The following is a 23,943-nucleotide window of genomic DNA, read 5'->3' on the forward strand; positions in this document are numbered from 1 at the left end:
TTGTCAGAAGATACGACACTAGAAAGAATTTCTACTATGATTATTGAGCGTTTTGGTGTTGATGCTAAAAAGGTATCACGTGATTTAACGTTTCAAGAAGATTTAGGTGCAGACTCTTTAGACGTTGTAGAATTAATTATGGAAATGGAAGACGTTTTTTCAATCCAAATTTCAGATGAGGATGCTGAAAAAATTACCACCATTGGTGACGCCGTTGATTATATCAACAATAATAAGTAAGCGACAAACTCCATGTCAGCTAAGTAAGAGCAACATTAGCCTGAGTGTATCTGGTGAATGTTGCTCTTTAATAACCTTTTTTTTTATTAATAAATAAGAAGAAAATTATAAAGTTAAGATATGATGAAAAAAAAGGTTGTTTTTATAATATTAAGTTAGTATAATTAATACTATTAATAAACACACTGGTGATTTCACAAAGAAACACAGATTTCAAATAAAGAAATGCTCAGTCACAGTGTAGTCATTATAGATTACGAATATTCACTAATTAGAAGGAGGGCGTCCCATGCAAACAGGGAAACCACTGCTAGAGATAAATAATCTCCATACAGCATTTAGAATTAAAGATGATTATTACGATGCTGTTGATGACGTTTCCTTAACCTTAGAAAAAAATGAGATTTTAGCTATTGTAGGGGAATCTGGGTCAGGGAAAAGTACATTAGCAACAACAATTGTAGGGCTTCATAACAAAGCAAATACCCAAATTAAGGGTCAAGTTTTATATCAAGATTTAAATTTAATAGACTTAAATGAAACCTTATACAACCGAATTCGCGGAAATGATATTGGAATGATTTTCCAAGATCCCTTGGGTGCATTAAATCCACTTATGACGGTAGAAGATCAAATTGAAGAAGCATTGGTTTATCACACTAAAATGGATGCAAATGAACGGAGAGCAAGAGTTTTAGAATTGCTAGACCAAGTTGGTATTCCAAAGCCAGAACGGATTGCTAAACAATTTCCTCATGAACTATCCGGTGGTATGAGACAACGTGTTGTTATTGCAATTGCCTTATCATGTAAGCCACCCATTATCATTGCCGATGAGCCTACAACAGCCCTTGACGTGACGATTCAAGCACAAATTCTCGATTTATTAAATGATTTACAAGATGAAATGGGAACCGGTATTATTTTAATTACGCACGACTTGGGAGTAGTGGCAGAAACTGCAGATCGTGTAGCGGTTATGTATGCGGGGCAGATTGTTGAACTTGCTTCAGCGGTTGAGCTTTTTACTAACCCAAAACATCCTTATACGCGTTCATTATTAAAATCAATACCACAATCAGAAGAGTTAGAAGGAAGTTCTGCTGAGTTACATGTTATTCAAGGGACCGTTCCATCGCTGAAAAATCTACCAAGAACAGGTTGTCGATTTGCGCCGCGTATCCCATGGATGCCAGCAGAAGTACACGAAGAACACCCAACCTTGCATGAAATTTCTCCAGATCATTTTGTGAGATGTACCTGTTATAAACATTTCCATTTTGAAGGGGAGGCTGAATAACTTGAGTTTTATGCAAATTAAAGATTTAAAAGTTCATTATCCAATTCGAAGTGGCTTTTGGAACCGTGTCACTGACCATGTATATGCCGTTGATGGTGTGGATTTAGAAATTGAAGAAGGTAAAACGTATGGTCTAGTTGGAGAATCTGGTTCTGGTAAATCAACAATAGGAAAAGCTATTATCGGTCTTGAACGAATCACTTCTGGAAAAGTTTATTTTGAAGGACAAGACGTTACTAATAAAGCTCGGAAACGTACTTCCTCTTATAACCGTAATGTTCAAATGATTTTCCAAGACTCTATTTCTAGTTTAAACCCGCGTAAACGTGTTTTAGATATTATATCTGAACCCTTAGACAATTTTGAACGACTATCGCCTGATGAAACAAAGCGTCGTGTAATCGAGTTATTAGACATTGTAGGCTTACCTGAAGACGCGCTCTACAAGTACTCACACGAGTTTTCAGGAGGGCAAAGACAGCGTATTGGAGTTGCTAGAGCGGTTGCAACAAATCCAAAGCTAATTATCGCAGACGAACCAACGTCAGCTTTAGACCTTTCGGTACAAGCCCAAGTTTTAAACTTTATGAAACGAATTCAAGAAGAATATAATGTTTCTTATTTGTTTATTTCACATGACTTAGGTGTTGTAAAACATATGTGTGAAGATTTAGCTATCATGTATCGCGGACGATTTGTTGAATTTGGGAATAAAAAAGATATTTATACGAATCCTGAACATATTTATACAAAACGACTACTTTCTGCTATTCCAGCAATGGATCCAGTTAATAGAGAAGCTCACAAAGCTGAACGTATTGCTGTGGAGCAAGAATATGAAAGAAATAAAGAGAAGTTCTACGATGAAGATGGCCGTGTATACGATCTAACTGCGTTGTCAGATACACATAAGGTTGCCATTCGTCCCAGCTTCATTAAGGGAGGCGCTTAATTATGTGGAAAACAATTTTACGACGTGTTTTAGTGATGATTCCACAAATTTTAATTTTAAGTTTATTGGTTTTTTTAATGGCACAAATCATGCCAGGGGATCCTTTTACTGGTTTAATCACACCAGATATGGACCCTCAAACAATTGAAAAATTAAGAGAAGCTGCAGGGTTGAATAATCCTTGGTACATTCAGTATTGGGATTGGATTACTAATGCATTACAAGGGGACTTTGGAAAAAGCTATACGTATAAAGTTCCAGTAGCCGAACTAATTGGGCAACGTGTCGGTAATACAATTTGGTTATCAATTGTATCTCTCATCTTTACATACTTAATTGCTTTACCATTAGGTATGTATGCAGGGCGTCACAATGGCTCTTTAGGCGACAAAGCGATTAGTTTTTATAACTACATTAGCTTTGCAATTCCAGTCTTTGTTTTCGCCTTGCTATTAATTTGGATCTTTGGTTTTGTCCTTGGTTGGTTCCCAACAAGAGGAACGGTTCAAACCGGCTTAGCCGAGGGGTCGTTGGCCTATATTTGGAGTCGTTTCTATCACTTGATTTTACCAGCTTTATCTTACGCTCTGTTAGCCACTACGGTTATCATTCAGTATTTAAGAACAGGAGTTATCGATGCTAAGCAAGAAGACTATGTTAAAACTGCTCGAGCAAAAGGTGTTCCTGAAAAAGTTGTCTACAACAAACATATTTTCCGTAACTCAATTTTACCTATTGCATCCTTCCTTGGGTATGACATTACCGGTTTAATTGGCGGATCGATTTTTATTGAACGTGTTTTCTCTTTCCCTGGTATGGGACGTCTGTTCATTGATTCGCTACTAGCCCGAGACTATAGTGTTATTACTGCATTGATTCTATTATTCGGATTAACAGCGTTATTTGGTACTCTATTATCTGATATTATTATGAGTATTGTTGACCCTAGAATCCGTATTGAATAATAATGAATAAGGAAAAGGAGGTTATGAGATGCAATCTGAAGAAGAAAAAAAATTAGCTGAGATAGAAAGAAATGAAACAGAGCTTGATTCCTTAGTAGAAAATGCTGATGAACAAGGAACGGTTGTTGGATTTGCCGTTATTGCGCGTGAATTTAAAAAAGATAAACTCGCTATGTTTTCATTGGGTTTATTAATTACAATGTTGCTAGTGATTTTTATAGGATCGTTTGTCTTGTTTGATCAAAGTGAAGTAATGAAAGTTAGCATCTTGAACCGCTATGAAGCGCCAGGAGCTGAATATCTACTAGGAGCTGATGAAGGAGGACGAGATGTTTTAGGACAACTCTTTATCGGCGCACGAAATTCTATTATTATAGGGTTTAGTGTAACAATTTTGACAGGTATTATTGGAATAGGATTAGGAATTATTTCTGGTTACTATGGAGGAATTATCGATAATATTTTGATGAGAATTGTTGACTTCATAATGGTCTTACCTACTAATATGATTATAATTGTTTTTGTTTCAATGATAAAAGATTATAATATTGTATCTTTTGTACTGATCATGAGTGCGTTTAGTTGGGTAGGTAAAGCGCGGATATTCCGAAGTAGAACATTATCTGAAGCAGAACGCGACTATGTAAATGCTTCTAAAACATTAGGTACAAGTGATTTTAAAATTATGTTTCGAGAAGTGATGCCTAACCTTAGTTCATTGATTATTGTTAATTCAACATTAAACTTTGCAGGGAACATTGGGATAGAAACCGGATTAAGTTTTTTAGGGTTCGGCTTACCCCCTTCTGTACCGAGTTTAGGAACACTCATTGGGTTTGCGACATCCCCAGATGTCATAGAAAATAAAACGTGGGTTTGGTTGCCAGCGTCAATATTAATTCTAGTATTGATGTTAAGCATAAACTATGTCGGTCAAGCGTTGCAGCGCTCGGCAGACTCAAAACAAAGATTAGGATAAGAAAAGGGAGGAAAAGATATGTTTAAGAAAAAGATTGGTTTAGTTTCATTAGCAGCATTTACACTCGTTTTAGCAGCTTGTTCAGGTGGGACTGACGAAACTGCTGGTTCCACAGATACAGGAATGGCGTCAGACTCTACTGCTGAAAGCAGTGGACTAGTTGAGTTCGAAACAGTCATGACAAATGATGAAGAAGCAATTGAAGGTGGAACGTTACGCTATGCTATGGTAGCTAGTTCTCCATTCCAAGGGATTTTCAGTCCAGAATTCTATGAAGATGCCTACGATGCTGAATTAATGGGGTTTACTCATCAAGAGTTATTCTCTATAGATGAAAACTTCATGTATTCACAAGATGGTATGGCAACATATGAATTTGATGAAGAAGCTAGAACAATTGCGATTACCTTAAAAGATGATTTGAAATGGTCTGATGGTGAAGACTTGACAACCGAAGATGTTTTATTCTCTTATGAAGTAATTGGCCACCCAGACTACCCAGGTGTTCGATATGGGGCTGACTTTGCCAATATTGTAGGGATGGAAGAATATAACAGTGGTAGTGCTGACACTATTTCGGGAATTACCATAGAAGATGATCAAAATATTACAATCGAATATATTGAAGTTAATCCGTCAATTCTTCAAGCAGGTGGTGGTATTTGGGGTTATCCAATGCCAAAACACCAACTTGGTGATGTTGCTATAGAAGATATGATAGCTTCTCCAGAAATTCGTAAAAACCCAGTTGGAGCTGGACCATTCCGAGTTAAATCAATTAACCCGGGTGAGTCTGTTGAATTTGAAGCAAATGAATACTACTGGAAAGGTGCTCCAAATGTAGATGGCGTTGTTCTTGAAGTAGTATCACCAGAAACAATCGTATCTGAAATGCAAAATGGGAACTATGATATTGCTAAAATGCCTACTGACCAATTTGATACCTATAAAGACATGGAGAATATTACTCTCTTAGGACGTCCAGAATTAGCTTATACCTATATCGGCTTTAAATTAGGTCACTTTGATAAAGAAGCTGGAAAGAACGTTTCTGATCCAGATAAGAAAATGGCAGATGTCAATTTACGTAAAGCAATGGCATATGCTATTGATAACAACGCAATTGCATCTGAGTTTTACCAAGGTCTTCGTGAAAATGCTAAGGGTATGATTCCACCAGTATTCGGTGATTATGTAAATACTGATATTGAAGGATACTACTATGACCATGACATGGCAAACCAACTTCTTGATGATGCAGGCTATGAAGATGTTGATGGTGACGGATTCCGTGAGAACCCAGAAGGTGAAGAGCTAGTTATTAAGTTTGCTTCAATGTCGGGTGGTGCTACAGCTGAGCCAATCGCCCAATACTACATGCAAGAATGGAATGAAGTTGGACTGAATGTTGAATTGTCAACAGGTCGTTTGATTGAATTCCAAGCGTTCTACGATATGCTTGAATCAGATGACGATGAAATTGATGTTTTCCAAGCCGCTTGGGGTACAGGAACCGATCCAAACCCAACTGGACTTTACGGTGAGACAGCAAGCTTCAACTACATCCGTTACGTTGATGAAGAAAACAGCGAACTTCTAAGCAAAATTAATTCTAAAGATGCTTTTGATCCAGAATTAAAATTCCAAGTTTTCCATGATTGGCAAGAACATATGTATGAAAATGCACCTGTAATTCCAACACTTTGGAGATCTGAGTTATTTGCAGTTAACAACCGTGTTAAGAATTATGGAATTGATTATGATAGATTAGAGGGTTATGAAGCAATTGAATTAACTGCTGATTCACCATATTAATTCGATTAATGAAAGTCTTAAGAGCTGAGAGCAATCTCAGCTCTTTTTATTGTTACGATTACTTAAGGATACACAATTATTTCTATTTAATGAAAAATGTCTGATTTTAGCGTATAATATAAAAGGATAACCATAATATATTTTGAAAGGAGGAAATAAGATGAAAGACTTAAGTGAGATGTTGAAAGAAAAGTATGGGGTTGTTTTTAACAATCAAGAATTGTTAAAAGAAGCCTTTACCCATTCATCATATGTGAATGAGCATCGTCAGTTGAAACTAAAACATAATGAACGTTTAGAGTTTTTAGGTGATGCTGTTTTAGAAATATCCGTTTCTGAGTTTTTATTTCACTATTATCCACAATGGAGTGAAGGTCAGTTAACGCGTTTGCGTGCCAAAATTGTATGCGAACCAAGCTTGGCTAATTATTCAAAAACGTCAGGTTTTAACAAACATGTTTTACTTGGAAGAGGAGAAGAAACAATGAACGGTCGTAAACGACCCGCCTTACTAGCAGATTTATTTGAAGCTTTTATAGGTGCTTTATTCTTAGACCAAGGGATGGATGCTGCCAAGAACTTTATTCAATTAACAGTATTGGATTCTATTAAAGAGGATGCTTTTTCACATGCGATGGATTATAAAACATTGCTTCAGGAAGAATTACAGAAAAATGGTGATATTTTAATTCAGTACATCATACTAAAAGATGAAGGACCTTCGCATGCGAAGTTTTTTGAAGTGGCGGTAAAGGTAAAAGGTCAACATTTAGGTATTGGTACTGGTACAAGTAAAAAGAGTGCTGAACAGGCTGCTGCGCAACAAGCCTTAAAAGCGCTAGTCAGTCAAGGAAAATAGGTTTTCTAGGAAGGATGGTTTTTTTGCATCTTGAAAGAGTTGAAATGATTGGATTCAAATCATTTGCAGATAAAACCGTTATTGAATTCGATAAAGGTGTAACTGCGATTGTCGGCCCAAACGGGAGTGGGAAGAGCAATCTTTCTGAAGCCATTCGTTGGGTACTGGGGGAGCAATCTGCCAAAAATTTACGTGGTATGAAAATGAACGATATAGTTTTTTCAGGTTCTGATTCTAGGAAACCAGTTAATATCGCAGAAGTAACACTCGTATTAAATAATGAAGATCGAACGTTACCGATTGATTTTACTGAAGTGAGTTTAACGAGACGAATTAATCGAAATGGAGAAACGGAATGTTTCATTAATAGAAAGCCCTGTCGTTTAAAAGATCTAACAGACCTTTTAATGGATTCTGGTATAGGGAAAGATTCTTTTTCACTTATTTCCCAAGGTAAAGTCGAAAAAATATTTCAAAGTAAACCCGAAGAACGCCGGTTTATATTTGAAGAAGCGGCGGGAGTAGCGAAATATAAAACACGCAAACTTGGGGCTGAGCGTAAGTTAAATGAAACACGCGAACATTTGAATCGAGTAGAAGATATTCTGCACGAAATAAAGGATCAAATGGATCCGCTCGAAACGCAACAAAAGATTGCTAAAATTTACCAAGAAAAAAGCAGTCAGCTTAGCGAGATAGAAGTCGCCTTGTTGGCAAGTGAAATTAATGTATTGAATCAGGAATGGCAAAAAAGTAAGGCGCAAATAGATGTTTTTCAAAAGAAAGTTATTCAAGAAGAGAAAGAACAAACAGAATTACAAGATGATTTAGCTTTGCTGAAGCATCAGTTGTCACTGTATGAACAAAAGTTACAGACGCTACAAACAAATTATATTGATACGATTCAAAAAATCGAACAATTAGAAGGTCAGAAAAACGTGTTGATGCAAAAAACAGCTTTTTCTGAAAAAAACCAAGAAGAACAAGAGTACTTATTAGCAGAAAAACAAGCGAACATAAAAAAAGAAACAGATAAAATGATTGCTTTTAAAAAGCAGATAAATGAAAAACAGACGAATTATGAGCAACTACAAGCGGTTATAAATGATTTAGAAAAACAAAAAACACAGCTATTAGATGATAATAATTTTAGCTTACAGGAAGTTAGAGACCACTATATCGATAAGCTTCAAGAACAATCAGTAAATAAAAATACGATTCAACAGCTTGAGCGAGAAAAAGAAATCATTTCTGAAAAATTATCTTCAGTTGTAAGTAAATTATCAGATTTACGAGATTCAATTGCAAATAGTAAAGAAGAAATGCGTCAATACCAAGATGAACGCATAAAAAAAACGGTAGCGCTTAAAGAGAAACAGGAAGAATTAAATGCTATTGTTCTGTCCTTAGCCCAAGCAGAAAGAGAGCGCGTAGCATATGATAAAAACATTACCGATGTTTTGCGTACCATTCACCAAGCTGAAGCACGCCGTGAGAGTCAACAAGAATTAACGGATTCTTACGCTAGTTATTATCAAGGAGTTAAGGAAGTTTTAAAACGTAAAAAACATCTTCCGGGTATATACGGTCCTATTGGCGAACTCTTCCAAGTATCAGAAACCTATACGCTCGCAATCGATACGGCTTTAGGAGGAGCGATTCAAAGCATTGTGGTTAATCATCCTCAAACAGCTGCCAAAGCAATCCAAATGCTAAAAACGAATCGCCTAGGGCGTGCTACATTTTTACCATTAAGCGTTATTCAAGGGAAACAAATTCCTAATAACTTAAAAGAAAAATTAAACAAGCAAGAAGGATTTATGGGCCTTGCTTCTGAACTTATAGAATATGATGATATCTACTCTAATGTTGCTACTAATTTATTAGGAACAACAATTATTTCTCAAGACTTAAAAACAGGATTAGTACTTTCCAAATTTTTAAATAATCGTTATCGCGTTGTATCTCTAGAAGGCGATGTGATTCATGCGGGTGGATCAATGACCGGTGGTGCCTCAAAAAACCAACAGGGAAATTCAGTTTTTAACCGCAAAAATACAATTATAAAACTAACTAAGTCTATAGAAGAAAATACCCATCTGTATGAAGATATGAAAGCAAAAAAACAAGCATTATTAGCGAATGATAGGGAAACACTTGAACAAAAAGATGGTTTACAAGAAGAAATTCGCCAATTACAATTTGAAATTGATAAAAATCAAGAAGATTTAGAAAATAACAAAAAGCGTATTTTAGAATTTGAAGATAAGCAAGCTGTTTATCTTTTTGATAAAGAAGAATACCAAAAAAATCTACTTGAATTTAATGATATGTTAGCCAAAGAACTGGGTAAGAAAGAATCTTTAGTAACAGAATTAGAAGTTATAAAAAAAGATATGGCTAAACTAAGTTTAAGTGAAGAAGAAAGACAAACCTTACTTGAGTCGATTCAAACTGATTTAAGCATCAATCAACAGCAGTTTGCAGTTTTGAAAGAACAGTTAAAACAGCTGAAGAATACTGTTAGAGCTAATCGTGACTGGATCGAAAAAGAAACCCAAGTAATCCAAAGACTCCAAAAAATGCTTGAGTCTAATAATTTAGAAGAAACAACTAATCGCCAGCTGACTTCAAAATTACTAGAAGCACTAAAAATAAGTGCTAGCCAGAAAGAACAATTAAATCAAGAGCTAAGTGATATCCGTGAAAAGAAACATAGTTTGGAAGAAGAAACAGAAACTAAAAATAATCAATTAAGAAAATTGACGATAAGTATCCAGGATACACTTGAAAAACTATCGAAATTAAAAAGTGAATCGGGCCGACAAGAGTCATCGATTGATCATCATTTGAATCGGTTAAGTGAAACCTATGGATTAAGTTATGAAGCAGCGATTGCCAAGTTTAAGTTAACCCTATCGGTTGAAGAGGCCAAACAAATTGTTTCACAGTTAAAACAAGAAATTGTAAATCTTGGACCTGTTAATATCGCGGCAATTGGAGAATATGAACGTATCTCAGAGCGATTCACTTTCCTAAGTCAACAGCAAGCAGATTTAATGGAAGCAAGACGGTCCTTGCTAGGAACCATGGAGGAAATGGATGCAGAAGTTTCAAAACGTTTTCTAATTACTTTTAATGCCATCAAGAAACAATTTGAGAAAACTTTTCCTAAATTGTTTGGTGGAGGTAAAGCTACCATTGTTATGTCAGAGCAAGATAATATTTTAGAAACCGGAATAGATATTATTGCTCAACCACCTGGGAAAAAATTAGAACAACTCAGTCTACTTTCAGGTGGTGAAAAAGCCTTTACGGCTATTGCCCTACTGTTTGCTATTATTGAAGTTTCACCGGTTCCTTTTTGTGTTTTAGACGAAGTAGAAGCGGCATTAGATGAAACAAATGTTACGCGATTTGGTAAGTACCTCGCTTCTTTTGAAAACCAGACACAATTTATCGTTATCACCCATCGTAAAGGAACAATGGAAGAAGCTGATGTTCTATATGGGGTTACGATGCAAGACTCAGGAGTTTCTCGTTTAGCGTCTGTTAAATTTGCAGAAAATCAGGAGGAAGAAATAAAATGATTAAATTAATCGCACTTGATTTAGATGGGACGTTATTAAATTCTCAAAAAAAAATAAGTAAAGCAAATAAAGCTGCCATCCATTCAGCAATAAAAAAAGGTGTTAAAGTGGTGTTATGTACAGGAAGACCCTTGATGGGGATTAAACAATATGTTGATGAGCTACAGTTATTAGATGCGGAAGATTTTTCAATTACTTATAATGGTGGGTTAGTACAAAGAAATCATAATTCGGAAGTCTTATCCCAAAAAACTTTGTCTTACGAAGATATTCAAGCCATTTATACTCTGAGTCAAAAATTGGAAGTACCAATGAATATATTAGATTTGAATTATGTTTACGAACCAGCGTATCCCGTTGATCGCCCTTCTTTATACCCCTCCTTACAGAGCGCCAGTTTGCCCTTTATAAAATGTGATATTGATTCGTTTAAAGAAAATCAGCGATTCAATAAGGTTGTCTTTTGTACAGAAGCCAAATTTTTAGATCAAACAATTTCTAAAATACCAGCAGATTTTTACCAACGTTTTTCAACAATGAAATCTCGTCCGCTTCTATTTGAAATTATGCATCCAGAAGTGAATAAAGGTTCCGGTATTGCACAACTTTGTAACTTACTCAATATTACATCTGACCAAGTAATGGTCTGCGGGGACGAAGAAAATGATTTAGCTATGTTAGAGTATGCGGGTGTAGCTGTTGCGATGGCTAATGCAAGTGAACAAGTTAAAAAAGCTGCTACATTTATTACGAAAAGCAATGATGAGGATGGCGTTGCATACGCGATTCAACACTATGTAAACGAATAGATAAAGGGAGTGAAGAAAATGGGTTTATTTGATCGCATAAAACGAGCATTTACCGGCGAAGACGTTACACAAGAACCAGTTAGCGAAGAGAAACGCATCGTAATTGATAAGTTTGATAAAGGTATGGAGAAAACACGAAAAAGTTTTTCAGAAAAAATTAATGAACTATTTGCTGGCTTTCGCGAAATCGATGAAGACTTCTTTGATGATTTAGAAGAGGTGTTGATCTCAGCAGACGTCGGTTTTGACATGACTATTGCCATTTCAGATGTTTTACGCGAAGAGATGCGTGTGCGTCCAGGACGAACCGGTGAAGAAGTAAAAAATATTATTATTGAAAAAATGGTTGAAATTTATGAAAAGGGTGAAATTGATTTACCCGTTATCAATGAAAATCCTAATGGCTTAACGGTGATCTTATTTGTAGGAGTTAACGGTGTCGGGAAAACAACGACTATCGGAAAATACGCCTATAAGCTTAAAAATGAAGGGAAAAAAGTTTTACTAGCTGCCGGGGATACCTTCCGAGCAGGTGCGATTGAGCAGTTAGAGGTGTGGGCTGAGCGTGTGGGCGTAGATGTTGTGACGAACGCTGCAAAATCAGACCCTGCAGCTTTAGTCTTTGATGCTCTGAAAAAAGGTAAAGCTGATCATTATGACTACTTATTAATAGATACAGCCGGTCGTTTGCAAAACAAAGTCAACTTAATGAAAGAGCTAGAAAAAATAAATCGTATTATCGAACGTGAAATTCCAGGTGGCGCTTCTGAAACGCTTTTAGTCTTAGATGCAACAACAGGACAAAACGCTTTAATTCAAGCTAAACAATTTAAAGAAACCACCAATGTAACAGGATTAATTTTAACCAAGTTAGATGGAACTGCTAAGGGTGGCGTTATCTTGGCTATTCGCCAAGAAATGGAAATACCTGTTAAATTTGTAGGACTAGGAGAAGGGTTAAACGATTTGCAGACCTTTGATCCTGAACAATATATTTATGGCTTAGTAAAAGGTTTAGTTGAGAAAAATTAAAAATGGTTGATGCCTTTATTGAACGTTTTACCTATAATTCACATTGACATTTAGATAGAGAGTCGGTATTCTAGAAAGTAATGTAAAGTCGTTACCTTGACAAAGAAAGTGGGATGAAAGAATAATGGTGGCAATTTCAAAAACTAATTACATGAATACCTTATTCGATTTTTACGGTATTCTACTAACATCCAAACAAAGAGGGTACCTCGCACTTTACTACGGCGATGATTATTCATTAGGAGAAATTGCTGATGAATTCGAAGTGAGTCGCCAGGCTATTTACGATAATATTAAACGAACTGAAAAGCTTCTAACGGCCTACGAAGAAAAACTCCATTTAGTGGAAAATTTCACCTTACGTCAGGACTTACTAGAGCAGCTCAAGGAACATGCAAATGAGAAATACGTAGATGATACAGAATTAAATCATCTTATTTATCAACTGGAATCAATCGATGAGTAATTAAAAGGATGTGAATGAATATGGCATTTGAAGATTTATCAGATCGTCTCCAAGGAGCGATGACCAAAATCGGTAAGAAAGGTAAAATTACCGAAGCAGATTTAAAAGAAATGATGCGTGAAGTACGCCTTGCTTTACTTGAAGCTGATGTTAATTTTAAGGTAGTAAAAGACTTTGTTCGAAAAGTAAACGAGCGCGCGTTAGGGTCAGATATACTAGAATCCCTTTCACCTGCCCAACAAGTTGTTAAGATTGTTAACGAAGAATTGACCGAATTAATGGGTGGCGAACAAGAACCATTTGTTTTCGCTAAAAAGCCGCCTACAGTTGTAATGATGGTTGGTTTACAAGGGGCCGGGAAAACTACGACTGCTGGTAAAATAGCAAACTATATGAAGAAACGTGAAAATAAAAGACCTTTGCTAGCAGCAGCCGATGTTTACCGTCCAGCAGCGATTGACCAGTTGCAGACTATTGGTCAACAACTAGATTTTCCAGTTTATTCAAAGGGAACCGAGGCAAATCCAGTAGACATTGCTCGCGAAGCAGTTGAAGAAGCACGTTTGACTGGCCGTGATTTGGTTATTATTGATACAGCGGGACGCTTACACGTCGATGATGTTCTAATGACAGAGTTAAAAAATATTAAAACAGCTATTCAACCAGATGAAATTCTTTTTACAGTGGATGCAATGACCGGACAAGATGCCGTCAATGTTGCTAAAGCCTTTAATGAACAATTAGATATTACTGGCGTTGTCTTAACAAAACTAGACGGTGATACACGTGGTGGTTCTGCTCTTTCTATTCGTTCGATTACTGGTAAGCCGATTAAGTTTACAGGTCAGGGCGAAAAATTAGATGATATTGAACCATTCTATCCGGATAGAATGGCGTCACGTATTTTAGGGATGGGCGATATGCTTACTTTAATTGAACGTGCGCAACAGGACTATGACGAAGATAAAGCCAAAGAAATGGCGGACAAAATTCGCGAAAACACCTTTAATTTTAATGATTTTATAGATCAAATGGACCAAGTAGCTAATATGGGTCCCTTAGAAGACCTACTAAAAATGATTCCGGGTATGAACCAAATGCCAGGGATGGATCAAGTAAAAATTGATCCTCAAGATATGGTTCATATGAAAGCCATCGTTCAATCCATGACCAATGAAGAAAGAGAAAATCCGGATATGCTATCGCAAAGCAGACGTCGCAGAATTTCCAAAGGTTCAGGGCGAAATTTAGCAGAAGTTAATCGGATGATTAAACAATTTAATGAGTCACGTAAAATGATGAATAGCATGTCAAAAGGTAATTTCAGCGGCATGGAAGGCCTAATGGGTAACGGACCAAAGGGTAAGCTTAACCAGTTAGCGATGAAAAAAATGGCTCGTAAAATGGGTAAAAAGAAGAAAAAGAAGAAAAAGAAAAAAAAATAGGCCTGTAAAGAAAAAACACTTTACAAGCTCCTTATTAACTGGTATCATATCATTTGTGAGATTTAGAAATTGGAGGTGTATTTAAGAATGTCAGTTAAAATTCGTTTAAAACGTATGGGATCAAAAAGAAATCCTTTTTACCGTGTAGTTGTTGCTGATTCTCGCGCTCCGCGTGATGGTCGCTACATCGAAAAAATTGGTTCATACAACCCAGTTGTAGAACCAGCTGAAGTGAAATTTGATGAAGAACTTGTATTAAAATGGTTAGCTAATGGTGCGCAACCTTCTGATACAGTAAGAAACTTGCTATCCAAAGAAGGCATTATGAAAAAATTCCACGACTCTAAATTAGCTAAATAATGAATGAGTTGAGTATTCAGTAGCATTGAAATTACCAAAAGGATGGTGGATTACATGCCTGATATTGAAGAATTGATTCTAACCATGGTCAAACCACTCGTAGAGCATCAAGATGAGGTTTCGATTGATATTAAAGAAACAAAAGAGTTCCTCGAGTATCATTTAAACGTTAACCCTGATGATGTTGGCCGTGTCATTGGTAAACAAGGTCGGATTGCTAAAGCAATTCGAACAATCGTGTACAGTGTCCGTACAAAACAATCGAAACGTGTCCGCTTAGTTATTGACGGTGGAAACTAAGAAAAGTTTAAACGACGCATACACAAATATAAAAAGAGGACATTCAATTTTTATTGATCTGTCCCTTTTTTTTTTCAAATTAATTTCGAAGAGGTGGATAAATGGAAGAATACTTAGAAGTAGGAAGTATTGTTAACACACAAGGTTTAAAAGGTGAGGTTCGAGTCGTTTCTGTAACGGATTTTGCTGAAAAACGCTATAAAAAAGGGTCGGAATTACTTCTATTTCAGGATGGAAAAGATCCAATCACCTTAACTGTTAAGAGTCACCGTAAACATAAGAACTTCGACCTTTTGACATTTGAAAGTAAAAATTCCATTGAAGCTGTTGAAATATATAAAGGTGGGATATTGAAAGTCTCTACTGATGATCTTCATGAATTACCAGGAGATGAATATTACTATCATGAAATTATCGGCTTAACTGTTAAAACAAAAGAAGATGAGATATTAGGTGAGGTAAAAGAAATTTTACCATTAGGTTCAAATGATGTTTGGGTTGTTCAGAGAAAAGGCAAAAAAGATTTATTATTGCCTTATATCAAAGATGTCGTTCAAAAGGTTGATCTAAACGAAGGTATAGTGGAAGTGACTCTTTTGGAAGGAATGCTGGACGAATGAAAATCAATATTTTAACCCTTTTTCCAGATATGTTTGAAGGTCCTTTAACAGATTCAATTATTGGTAAGGCAGCTGAAAAAGAAATTGTAAAAATTGAAACCACTAATTTTCGTGATTTTTCCGATAGTAAACACAAAACAGTCGATGATTATCCCTTTGGTGGTGGAGCAGGAATGTTGTTAAAAGCACAACCAATAGTGGATGCGATTACTCACATTGCTCAGGAAAACCCTGAAACTAAAAAAAGAGTTATACTAATGGATCCAGCTGGTAAAAAGTATAATCAAAACTTAGCTGAGGAATTAGCTCAAGAAGAACATCTTGTATTCATATGTGGCCATTATGAGGGATACGACGAGCGTATTAAAGCACATATTACAGACGAAATTTCAATTGGTGACTTTATTCTAACGGGTGGAGAATTGAGTGCGATGGTTATTATAGACAGCGTTGTTCGACTACTCCCAGAAGTATTAGGCAATACCTTATCGAATCAAACTGATTCATTTTCAACAGGCCTGCTGGAACATCCTCAGTATACACGGCCCCGTGAGTTTCGTGGACAAGAAGTACCCGAAGTGTTGCTCAGTGGCAATCATGCTAAAATTGCTGAATGGCAAGATAAAGAATCCTTGCGTAAAACATGGATTAGACGTCCGGATATGCTTGATAAGCTTGATTTAACGCAAAAACAAAAAGAATGGATACAAGAATTTGAAGTAGGAAACTAAAAGAATCTAAAATATTAATTAAGACTTTACAGATATTTTTAATTATGTTAAACTCATACGAGTGGGCAGGAAACTGTTCCAAGATAACGATATTCCGCTGATAGGTTATAGACTATATATGAATATTTGTTGGAAGGAGAAAAAGATATGAATCTAATTGACAAAATTACTCAAGAACAACTACGCAGTGATATTCCTAGTTTCCGTCCAGGAGACACAGTGCGTGTACACGTTCGTGTTGTAGAAGGTGAAAGAGAACGTATTCAGCTATTTGAAGGCGTTGTAATCAAACGTCGTGGCGCAGGAATTAGCGAAACTTATACAGTTCGTAAAATTTCTAATGGCGTTGGCGTTGAACGTACATTCCCTATCCACACACCACGTGTTGCTAAAATCGAAGTTGTTCGTTTCGGTAAAGTACGTCGTGCAAAACTGTACTACTTACGTGCATTACACGGAAAAGCAGCTCGTATTCGCGAGCGTCGTTAATCAAATATGCGTCTTAAAAGAGTCAGCTTATGCTGGCTCTTTTTGTTTATATTCATCTGTGATATACTGGATTAGTAAAATCCGAAGGGGGTAAAAAGATTGAAAATTTTAGAAGCGATTGATACATTATTTGCTGAGAAAAAATTACCACTAAAAAGACAAGATATTCCTAATAATCAATATTTATACCAAGGAAATTTTCAAATTCGTCCAGGTAGAAGAATTCCATTCGGTCTGGTAATTGCAGAGGGAGAAGAAATAGTAGATTTCCAAATAAGTTTTAAAAGACTTGCCTATTTGACGAATTATGATGACAAAACAAAAATTTTAGAGTTACTCAATGAGTTGAACAATACAAAGACTTTTTATTACCGAGCTTGTTTAGCAGCAGACGGCGAAATTTTTCTGAAGGCAATGGGAAAAACGACTGAAGATGTCCGTCCTATTTATGAGCAATTAGTGATTGGATCCAGAGTAGCAAAACTAGTAATTGATGAACTTGAAAAAATAATTCCACCAGTTGAATAAGCGCAAAAGCCACCAATTATTGGTGGCTTTTTTTAGAAAAAACGAACGGCCTAAAGTGGTTCTTAACTCGCTATAATGGTAAACTTATATTAATAGGTTAATGAACCAATTAGTTGCAGAAAGGCGATGTCAACGTGATTATAGTAAATGAATTTGAGATTTCAAATATACCGGTTATAGAAATGGTTGAGAAAGATGCCACCAATAAAAAGCTGCCACTCGCTTTTTTTCTTCATGGATTTACCAATCAAAAAGAACATGGCTTGATGCCGGGTTATGAAATGGCACGACAAGGCATGCGGGTAATAATTCCAGATGCATTTTTGCATGGTGAAAGAAAAGACGAGTCTTTTTCTGAATCAAAAGAGAGAGCATTTTGGGAGATTGAGTGGAAAACAGTTCATGAGTTACCAGATATCGTCGATTATTATGTTTCTAAAGGTCTTGCAGCTAAAAATGATGTTAGTGTAACAGGACTTTCGATGGGAGGCATTGCGGTTTGCATGGCGATGGTAAAGTATCCGTGGATTCGTTCGGCTGCCTGCCTTATGGGAAATCCCAATCCCTTGCACTTTACTAATTGGTTGTTAACTTCAAAATGGCAGACTGATCGTGAAGAATTACAAGTTATCAGTCCGGAAGCAATCGATGAGATGATGAAAGACTTTATTCCGCTAACGCTACAAGCTTTTCCGGAGAAAATTGCCGGTCGGCCGTTTTATATTTGGCACGGGAAGGCAGATGATACAGTACCTTTTTCACATATGCAACACTTTGCAAATGAACTTGTTGGCAAAGATTATGCACGACAGGTTCATGTCGATTTTTATGAAGGATATGGCCATAAGGTACCGTTAGAAGTTTTTAAAAAAATGGCACTGTTTTTAGCTAGTCAGTAAGAAGTTGTGAATCTATAAAGGCCTTGTTAAAATAAAGAAGAGAAAACAGGAGGTGATTGAATGGCTAACACGGTTGAATATACAAATGAAGAAATAGAATCAATTAAGGATCGTGCTCTTGAGGCACTTGAGACCGTTATAGACCCTGAATTAGGAATCGATATTGTGAATTTAGGTTTGATCTATGATGTCATCATTGAAAATGATGGATTCTGTCAAGTTAACTTAACACTTACAACTATGGGTTGCCCATTGGCTGATGTAATTACAGATGAAATTAATCGTGCATTAAAGACAATCCCTGAAATCAGTGACATAAAAACAAAGTTGGTTTGGTACCCAGCGTGGACGACTGAACGAATGTCTCGCTACGCGCGTATTGCATTAGGTATCAGATAAGAAGTGTGAATGACGCCTACATAAAGTGGATAAAGTTTTCTAATTTTATCGTTACCCTTGGTTATTGAAAAGGAGAGGTATTTATGGAAGTAGAAAAAATGACACAAACGATGCAAGATGCAATAGGCGAAGCACAAAATGTTGCGGCTACAAGAAAACATCAATTCATTGAAATTCCTCATCTTTGGAAAATATTTCTTCAACCCCAATCTTTTGCGCGCAACGTCTACCAAGAGATAGGGGTAGATATAGACGCTTTTGAAAATTTTATCGATATCCAGTTAGATAAAATTTCTCAAGTGAGTGGGACCAACATTCAATACGGTCAGTCTATTGGACAAAATTTGTACCAACTACTCTCAAATGCGCAGCAAGAAATGACTCTGTTTCAAGATGAATATTTGTCAACAGAAGTAGTCCTACTCGCTATATTTTCTTTGAAAAATCATCCGATTACTACTTACTTAGTAAAACAGGGGATAACAAAAGAAAAAATGAAACAATACATTACAACAATTAGAGGAGGAGAGCGTGTGACCTCGAAAAATCAAGAAGACAACTATCAAGCGCTTGAAAAATATGGAATCGATTTGGTTCAAGCGATGAAGAGTGGTCAAGAAGATCCCGTCATTGGACGTGATGAAGAAATTCGTGATGTTATTCGTATCTTATCCCGTAAGACAAAAAATAATCCCGTCCTAATTGGTGAACCAGGTGTAGGTAAAACGGCAATAGTGGAAGGATTAGCACAGCGGATTGTCCGTAAAGACGTTCCAGACAACCTAAGAGATAAAACGATTTTTTCTTTAGATATGGGTTCTTTAATTGCCGGTGCAAAATATCGTGGTGAGTTTGAAGAAAGATTGAAGGCTGTACTAAATGAAGTCAAAAAGAGTGAAGGTAAAATCATTCTTTTCATCGATGAGATCCATATGATTGTCGGTGCCGGAAAAACAGAAGGAAGCATGGATGCAGGGAACCTCTTAAAACCCATGTTAGCCAGAGGTGAACTACATTGTATTGGTGCAACAACCTTGGATGAATACCGCCAAAATTTTGAAAAAGATAAAGCACTTGAACGGCGTTTCCAACGTGTCATTGTCTCGGAGCCTACTGTAGCAGATACCATCAGTATCTTACGTGGATTAAAAGAACGGTTTGAAATTCACCACAGTGTTAGCATCCATGATAATGCACTTGTAGCGGCCGCAACCTTATCAGACCGTTATATTACCGATCGTTTTTTACCCGATAAAGCAATTGACTTAGTAGACGAGGCGTGTGCAAGTATCAAAGTAGAGATGAACTCTATGCCAACAGAACTAGATCAAGTGACACGTCGTCTCATGCAATTAGAAATCGAAGAAGCCGCTTTGAAGCAAGAGTCAGATACACTTAGCCAACAGCGACTTGAGCAGCTCCAAGAAGAGTTAGCCCAAACGCGTGAAGAAGCTAATCGCTTGAAAATGCAATGGGAAATTGAAAAAGAAGAAGCAGAAAAAATTCGTTCAAAACGAGAAGAACTTGATAAAGCGAAACGACAACTAGAAGAAGCCGAAGGGGAGTATGATTTAGAAAAAGCTGCTGTACTAAGGCACGGTACCATTCCGCAATTACAAAAAGAAGTATTAGCGATGGAAGAAAAAAATGAAGAGAGTAATCATTCGCTTACAAGATTAGTTCAAGAGGCTGTGACAGAGAATGAAATAGCTGTCGTAGTAGCACGATTAACAGGCATTCCAGTTACCAAACTCGTTGAAGGGGATCGCGAAAAATTGTTGAAGTTAAGCGAAACCCTGCATAAACGCGTAGTTGGGCAGGAAGAAGCGGTTGAAAGTGTGACGAATGCGGTTTTACGCTCGCGTGCGGGCTTACAGTCACTAAATAGACCCATTGGCAGCTTTCTCTTTTTAGGCCCGACAGGGGTCGGTAAAACAGAATTAGCTAAGGCTTTAGCTGAAAACCTCTTTGATTCGGAGGACCACATGGTACGAATCGATATGAGTGAATATATGGAAAAATATTCAGTAAGCCGTTTGGTGGGGGCACCTCCTGGTTATGTCGGTTATGAAGAAGGAGGACAATTAACTGAAGCAGTCAGAAGAAGTCCTTACACCATTATTTTATTAGATGAAATCGAAAAGGCGCATCCTGACGTCTTTAATATCCTCTTACAAGTACTAGATGATGGCCGATTAACGGATTCAAAAGGTAGAACAGTCGACTTTAAGAATACTGTTTTAATCATGACTAGTAATTTAGGTTCAGAATTATTATTAGAGAGTATGGATGAAGAAGGTCAAATATCAAACCAAGCAGAAGAGCAAGTTATGGCATTGCTTCGTGCAACCTTTAAACCAGAATTTTTAAATCGGATTGATGACACAGTGTTATTCTCTCCTTTAACAAAAAAAGATATTCGTACGATTGTGGCCAAAAATATAGCCGAGTTAGAAGAACGATTAGCTCAACGTCATATTCAGTTAGAGTTGACATCTGAAGCTGTTGAGTGGATTGCTGATAATGCATACGATAGCCAGTATGGAGCGAGACCACTCCGAAGATTTATTACCAATCATATCGAAAACCCATTAGCACGTGAAATTATCAAAGGAACAATCGATGAGGATAGTAGTGTAAAAATAAAATTAGAAAATAATCATCTTGTTTTTGCCCATTAAAGTAAAGGCGCGATAGTATGATAAATTGTCACTATCGCTATCTTTATTGAATAAAATGCGATAAAATAAGGGTATCACAAAATTTCATAAGCAGTCCTCAGTTAGGAGGTGGTAAATGTGATGGAAGTTCTTTTCTTGATTGTCGGATTTATTAGTCTCGTTCTATTGCTTTTTACCAATCGTTTTTTAGTCTTTGGCTTTTTGTCAATCGCTAGTTTCCTCAGTTATTTCATGATTGTGGGAAGTGGAACATGGTTAAGTTTTTTCTTGTTTCTATTTGGAATATTACTTATTATACTTGAGTTATTTATCCCTAATTTCGGGTTAATTGGTATAATTGGAGGGTTATCTTTAGGGTTTGGGTATTTTACTAGCCAAGTGGATGTATGGGGAAGCGTACTTGATTTAGCACTTGCTTTTATCCTTGCAACAGTAACTGCTTTTATATTATTGAAAAAAGGATATAGTTTTTTACCTGCTAAGACGCTTGTATTAGGGACATCCATGCAGAAAGAACAAGGGTATTCAGCTGGTAAAGACTACTCTGCGTATTTAAGAAGAAGAGGGGTTGCGGTAACTACTCTAAGGCCTTCAGGAAAAGTTGAGATAGATGGAAATGTTTTAGATGTTGTCAGTAACGGACCAATCATTCGTGAAGGGTCTGAAGTTGAAGTTATCCACGTTGAAGGAACAAAAATAATAGTCAGGGAGTTGTAGAAAAATGCCAGAAGGATTTATTGGATTAATTGTCATTACTGTTATTCTTATCCTAGTACTGTCACTGTTTTTCCGTTTTGTGCCAGTAGGTTTATGGATTACTGCCTATTTCTCAGGGGTTAAAGTTAAAATATCTGATCTAATCGGTATGCGTTTGAGACGTGTAACACCAAGTATGATTGTACAACCAATGATTAAATCGACTAAAGCAGGTTTAGATATTGATATTAATGAACTAGAAGCCCATTATTTAGCAGGTGGAGACATTAATTTAGTCATTGATGCTTTAATTGCAGCCCAACGTGCCAACATTGATCTTGGCTTCAAGCAAGCTGCAGCTATTGATTTAGCAGGACGTAATGTATTTGAAGCAGTACAAGTAAGCGTTAATCCCAAAGTCATTGAAACACCTATTATTGCAGGTGTGGCTATGAATGGGATTGAGGTTCAAGCAAAAGCTAAAGTAACAGTACGTGCCAACATCGAACGACTTGTTGGTGGGGCAGGAGAAGAAACAATTATTGCCCGTGTTGGTGAAGGGATTGTTACAACAGTAGGCTCAGCCATAACCCATTCCCAAGTATTGGAAAATCCTGACTCTATTTCACAAACAATTTTACGAAAAGGATTAGATTCAGGAACAGCTTTTGAAATTCTATCCATTGATATTGCAGACGTGGATGTTGGACGAAACGTTGGGGCGAAACTACAAGCCGAACAAGCCGAGGCTGACAAGCGTGTGGCCCAAGCAAAAGCCGAAGAAAAACGTTCATTAGCTGTTGCAGAAGAACAAGAAATGATTGCTGAAGTTCAAAGACAGCGTGCTAAAGTTGTTGAAGCAGAAGCACAAGTACCATTGGCTATGGCTGAAGCTCTACGCAATGGAAACTTAGGTGTGATGGATTATTATAAAATGAAAAATGTCAATGCTGACACAGAAATGAGAAGTTCGCTAGCTGGCGATAAAGATAGACGTGATTCCTAATGGCAGGAATAGCTATCGCATTCGTTTTTAACTTTATAATTGTCCTTTTTGTGGCTTTTGTTGTAGGAAAGTTTTTAAGAGATTTAATGCAAAATGCTCGTAGCAGTGCCTATCGAAATACAAGTGCTCAGGGGCAAAACACTCAAGTAAACCAAACAAAAACAGTAGAAAGTAGTCGGTCAGTTGCTAATAATTTACAATTACTGTTAAAGAAGGAACCAGCTGAGCAGTATCAAATCTTGCGTGAAAGATTGCCGGAACGTTACCATAAAGAATTAAAAAGTGTCTATACATCATCACAGTCCAAACTTGCGGTTATAAAGTTTATAAGACGTAAAGATATATGGCCGTATTTGCAAGATTTGAAAGTATCAGAAGGAGTACGAAATCTAAATAAACAACCAAGAATAGACCAAAGAAAAAATACGACACAAAGGTTATCTGGAAATTTAAAACAAGATACTTCGTACAAACCGGTAGAGATGGAAAAATACATCAACGATTTTACTGATGAATATGATAATTATGGTGTTTATTTTGACCAATTATTAGGAGATATTTCCTCGGGATTACAACCCCCGACAAAGGAAATAATTCAAATCGAAAAAATTACAGAATCTAAGGAAAAAAAATGGTTGCGGCAGGCTATTATAGGAAGTACTATTCTAGAACGCCCAAAACATTAATTTTTAATTAATGGCATAGATTTGAGAAAGGCTAATCCTCTATGGGTTAGCCTTTCTATTCTGATTATCTCTGTAATAAAACTTCAATATATTCTA

The 23,943-nt window shown here is 36.6% G+C and carries 24 protein-coding genes; all 24 read left to right on the top strand.

The features are described 5' to 3' along the window. The 24 genes from acpP to BW727_RS02900 all read left to right on the top strand — a co-directional run bounded on the left by acpP (position 1) and on the right by BW727_RS02900 (position 23,847). The gene (gene acpP, locus BW727_RS02785) at positions 1 to 240 is read left to right on the top strand and encodes an acyl carrier protein (RefSeq protein ID WP_062467716.1); all 240 of its coding nucleotides are present in this window, start codon (positions 1 to 3) and stop codon (positions 238 to 240) included. 289 nt (positions 241 to 529) lie between these two features. Beyond that, positions 530 to 1,540 carry an ABC transporter ATP-binding protein gene (locus BW727_RS02790; RefSeq protein WP_062467717.1) on the top strand — a complete coding sequence of 337 codons (1,011 nt, stop codon included), beginning with the start codon at positions 530 to 532 and terminating at the stop codon, positions 1,538 to 1,540. A 10-nt stretch (positions 1,541 to 1,550) separates the two neighbouring features. Then, positions 1,551 to 2,492: an ATP-binding cassette domain-containing protein gene (locus BW727_RS02795; protein ID WP_062467748.1), complete on the top strand. Its 942-nt coding sequence runs from the start codon at positions 1,551 to 1,553 to the stop codon at positions 2,490 to 2,492. A 2-nt stretch (positions 2,493 to 2,494) separates the two neighbouring features. Beyond that, positions 2,495 to 3,457, top strand: a complete 963-nt coding sequence (gene opp4B / locus BW727_RS02800) for an oligopeptide ABC transporter permease (protein ID WP_062467718.1) — start codon at positions 2,495 to 2,497, stop codon at positions 3,455 to 3,457. 28 nt (positions 3,458 to 3,485) lie between these two features. Beyond that, complete coding sequence (locus BW727_RS02805) at positions 3,486 to 4,436, top strand: ABC transporter permease (RefSeq protein ID WP_077795712.1); 951 nt, start codon at positions 3,486 to 3,488, stop codon at positions 4,434 to 4,436. An 18-nt stretch (positions 4,437 to 4,454) separates the two neighbouring features. Continuing rightward, the gene (opp4A, locus tag BW727_RS02810) at positions 4,455 to 6,251 is read left to right on the top strand and encodes an oligopeptide ABC transporter substrate-binding protein (protein WP_062467719.1); all 1,797 of its coding nucleotides are present in this window, start codon (positions 4,455 to 4,457) and stop codon (positions 6,249 to 6,251) included. A gap of 160 nt (positions 6,252 to 6,411) precedes the next feature. Next, positions 6,412 to 7,110, top strand: a complete 699-nt coding sequence (gene rnc, locus BW727_RS02815; protein ID WP_062467720.1) for a ribonuclease III — start codon at positions 6,412 to 6,414, stop codon at positions 7,108 to 7,110. Positions 7,111 to 7,133: 23 nt separating this feature from the next. Next, positions 7,134 to 10,700 carry a chromosome segregation protein SMC gene (gene smc / locus BW727_RS02820; protein ID WP_062467721.1) on the top strand — a complete coding sequence of 1,189 codons (3,567 nt, stop codon included), beginning with the start codon at positions 7,134 to 7,136 and terminating at the stop codon, positions 10,698 to 10,700. Continuing rightward, a complete protein-coding gene (gene yidA / locus BW727_RS02825; protein WP_062467722.1) occupies positions 10,697 to 11,509 on the top strand; it encodes a sugar-phosphatase in 813 nt (270 codons plus the stop codon). Before smc ends, yidA begins: the two co-directional genes overlap by 4 nt. An 18-nt stretch (positions 11,510 to 11,527) precedes the next feature. Further along, the gene (gene ftsY, locus BW727_RS02830; protein WP_062467723.1) at positions 11,528 to 12,541 is read left to right on the top strand and encodes a signal recognition particle-docking protein FtsY; all 1,014 of its coding nucleotides are present in this window, start codon (positions 11,528 to 11,530) and stop codon (positions 12,539 to 12,541) included. 127 nt (positions 12,542 to 12,668) lie between these two features. Further along, the gene (locus tag BW727_RS02835; RefSeq protein WP_062467750.1) at positions 12,669 to 13,007 is read left to right on the top strand and encodes a putative DNA-binding protein; all 339 of its coding nucleotides are present in this window, start codon (positions 12,669 to 12,671) and stop codon (positions 13,005 to 13,007) included. 20 nt (positions 13,008 to 13,027) lie between these two features. Beyond that, positions 13,028 to 14,452, top strand: coding sequence for a signal recognition particle protein (ffh, locus tag BW727_RS02840; protein ID WP_077795714.1), 1,425 nt, complete (start codon positions 13,028 to 13,030; stop codon positions 14,450 to 14,452). A gap of 87 nt (positions 14,453 to 14,539) precedes the next feature. Next, on the top strand, positions 14,540 to 14,812 hold the full coding sequence (gene rpsP / locus BW727_RS02845) for a 30S ribosomal protein S16 (protein WP_062467725.1): 273 nt from the start codon (positions 14,540 to 14,542) through the stop codon (positions 14,810 to 14,812). 54 nt (positions 14,813 to 14,866) lie between these two features. Then, entirely contained in the window at positions 14,867 to 15,112 is a 246-nt protein-coding gene (locus BW727_RS02850; RefSeq protein ID WP_062467726.1) for a KH domain-containing protein, read from the top strand. Positions 15,113 to 15,213: 101 nt separating this feature from the next. Further along, entirely contained in the window at positions 15,214 to 15,732 is a 519-nt protein-coding gene (gene rimM, locus BW727_RS02855) for a ribosome maturation factor RimM (RefSeq protein ID WP_062467727.1), read from the top strand. Further along, a complete protein-coding gene (trmD, locus tag BW727_RS02860) occupies positions 15,729 to 16,463 on the top strand; it encodes a tRNA (guanosine(37)-N1)-methyltransferase TrmD (protein WP_062467728.1) in 735 nt (244 codons plus the stop codon). Before rimM ends, trmD begins: the two co-directional genes overlap by 4 nt. A 147-nt stretch (positions 16,464 to 16,610) precedes the next feature. Beyond that, the gene (gene rplS, locus BW727_RS02865; RefSeq protein ID WP_062467729.1) at positions 16,611 to 16,952 is read left to right on the top strand and encodes a 50S ribosomal protein L19; all 342 of its coding nucleotides are present in this window, start codon (positions 16,611 to 16,613) and stop codon (positions 16,950 to 16,952) included. Positions 16,953 to 17,051: 99 nt separating this feature from the next. Then, positions 17,052 to 17,480 carry a hypothetical protein gene (locus tag BW727_RS02870; RefSeq protein ID WP_062467730.1) on the top strand — a complete coding sequence of 143 codons (429 nt, stop codon included), beginning with the start codon at positions 17,052 to 17,054 and terminating at the stop codon, positions 17,478 to 17,480. A gap of 134 nt (positions 17,481 to 17,614) precedes the next feature. Further along, positions 17,615 to 18,379: a prolyl oligopeptidase family serine peptidase gene (locus tag BW727_RS02875; RefSeq protein WP_062467731.1), complete on the top strand. Its 765-nt coding sequence runs from the start codon at positions 17,615 to 17,617 to the stop codon at positions 18,377 to 18,379. A 60-nt stretch (positions 18,380 to 18,439) separates the two neighbouring features. After that, complete coding sequence (locus BW727_RS02880; RefSeq protein WP_062467732.1) at positions 18,440 to 18,778, top strand: metal-sulfur cluster assembly factor; 339 nt, start codon at positions 18,440 to 18,442, stop codon at positions 18,776 to 18,778. An 83-nt stretch (positions 18,779 to 18,861) separates the two neighbouring features. Beyond that, positions 18,862 to 21,459 (top strand): ATP-dependent chaperone ClpB, encoded by a 2,598-nt coding sequence (clpB, locus tag BW727_RS02885; protein ID WP_062467733.1) that lies wholly within the window; start codon positions 18,862 to 18,864, stop codon positions 21,457 to 21,459. A 120-nt stretch (positions 21,460 to 21,579) separates the two neighbouring features. Further along, positions 21,580 to 22,176 (top strand): NfeD family protein, encoded by a 597-nt coding sequence (locus tag BW727_RS02890; RefSeq protein ID WP_062467751.1) that lies wholly within the window; start codon positions 21,580 to 21,582, stop codon positions 22,174 to 22,176. Positions 22,177 to 22,180: 4 nt separating this feature from the next. Beyond that, on the top strand, positions 22,181 to 23,161 hold the full coding sequence (floA, locus tag BW727_RS02895) for a flotillin-like protein FloA (RefSeq protein WP_062467734.1): 981 nt from the start codon (positions 22,181 to 22,183) through the stop codon (positions 23,159 to 23,161). After that, positions 23,161 to 23,847 carry a hypothetical protein gene (locus tag BW727_RS02900; RefSeq protein WP_062467735.1) on the top strand — a complete coding sequence of 229 codons (687 nt, stop codon included), beginning with the start codon at positions 23,161 to 23,163 and terminating at the stop codon, positions 23,845 to 23,847. Before floA ends, BW727_RS02900 begins: the two co-directional genes overlap by 1 nt. The last annotated feature ends 96 nt before the right edge of the window (positions 23,848 to 23,943 follow it).

The sequence above is a fragment of the Jeotgalibaca dankookensis genome (assembly GCF_002005405.1).
Lineage (GTDB): Bacteria > Bacillota > Bacilli > Lactobacillales > Aerococcaceae > Jeotgalibaca > Jeotgalibaca dankookensis.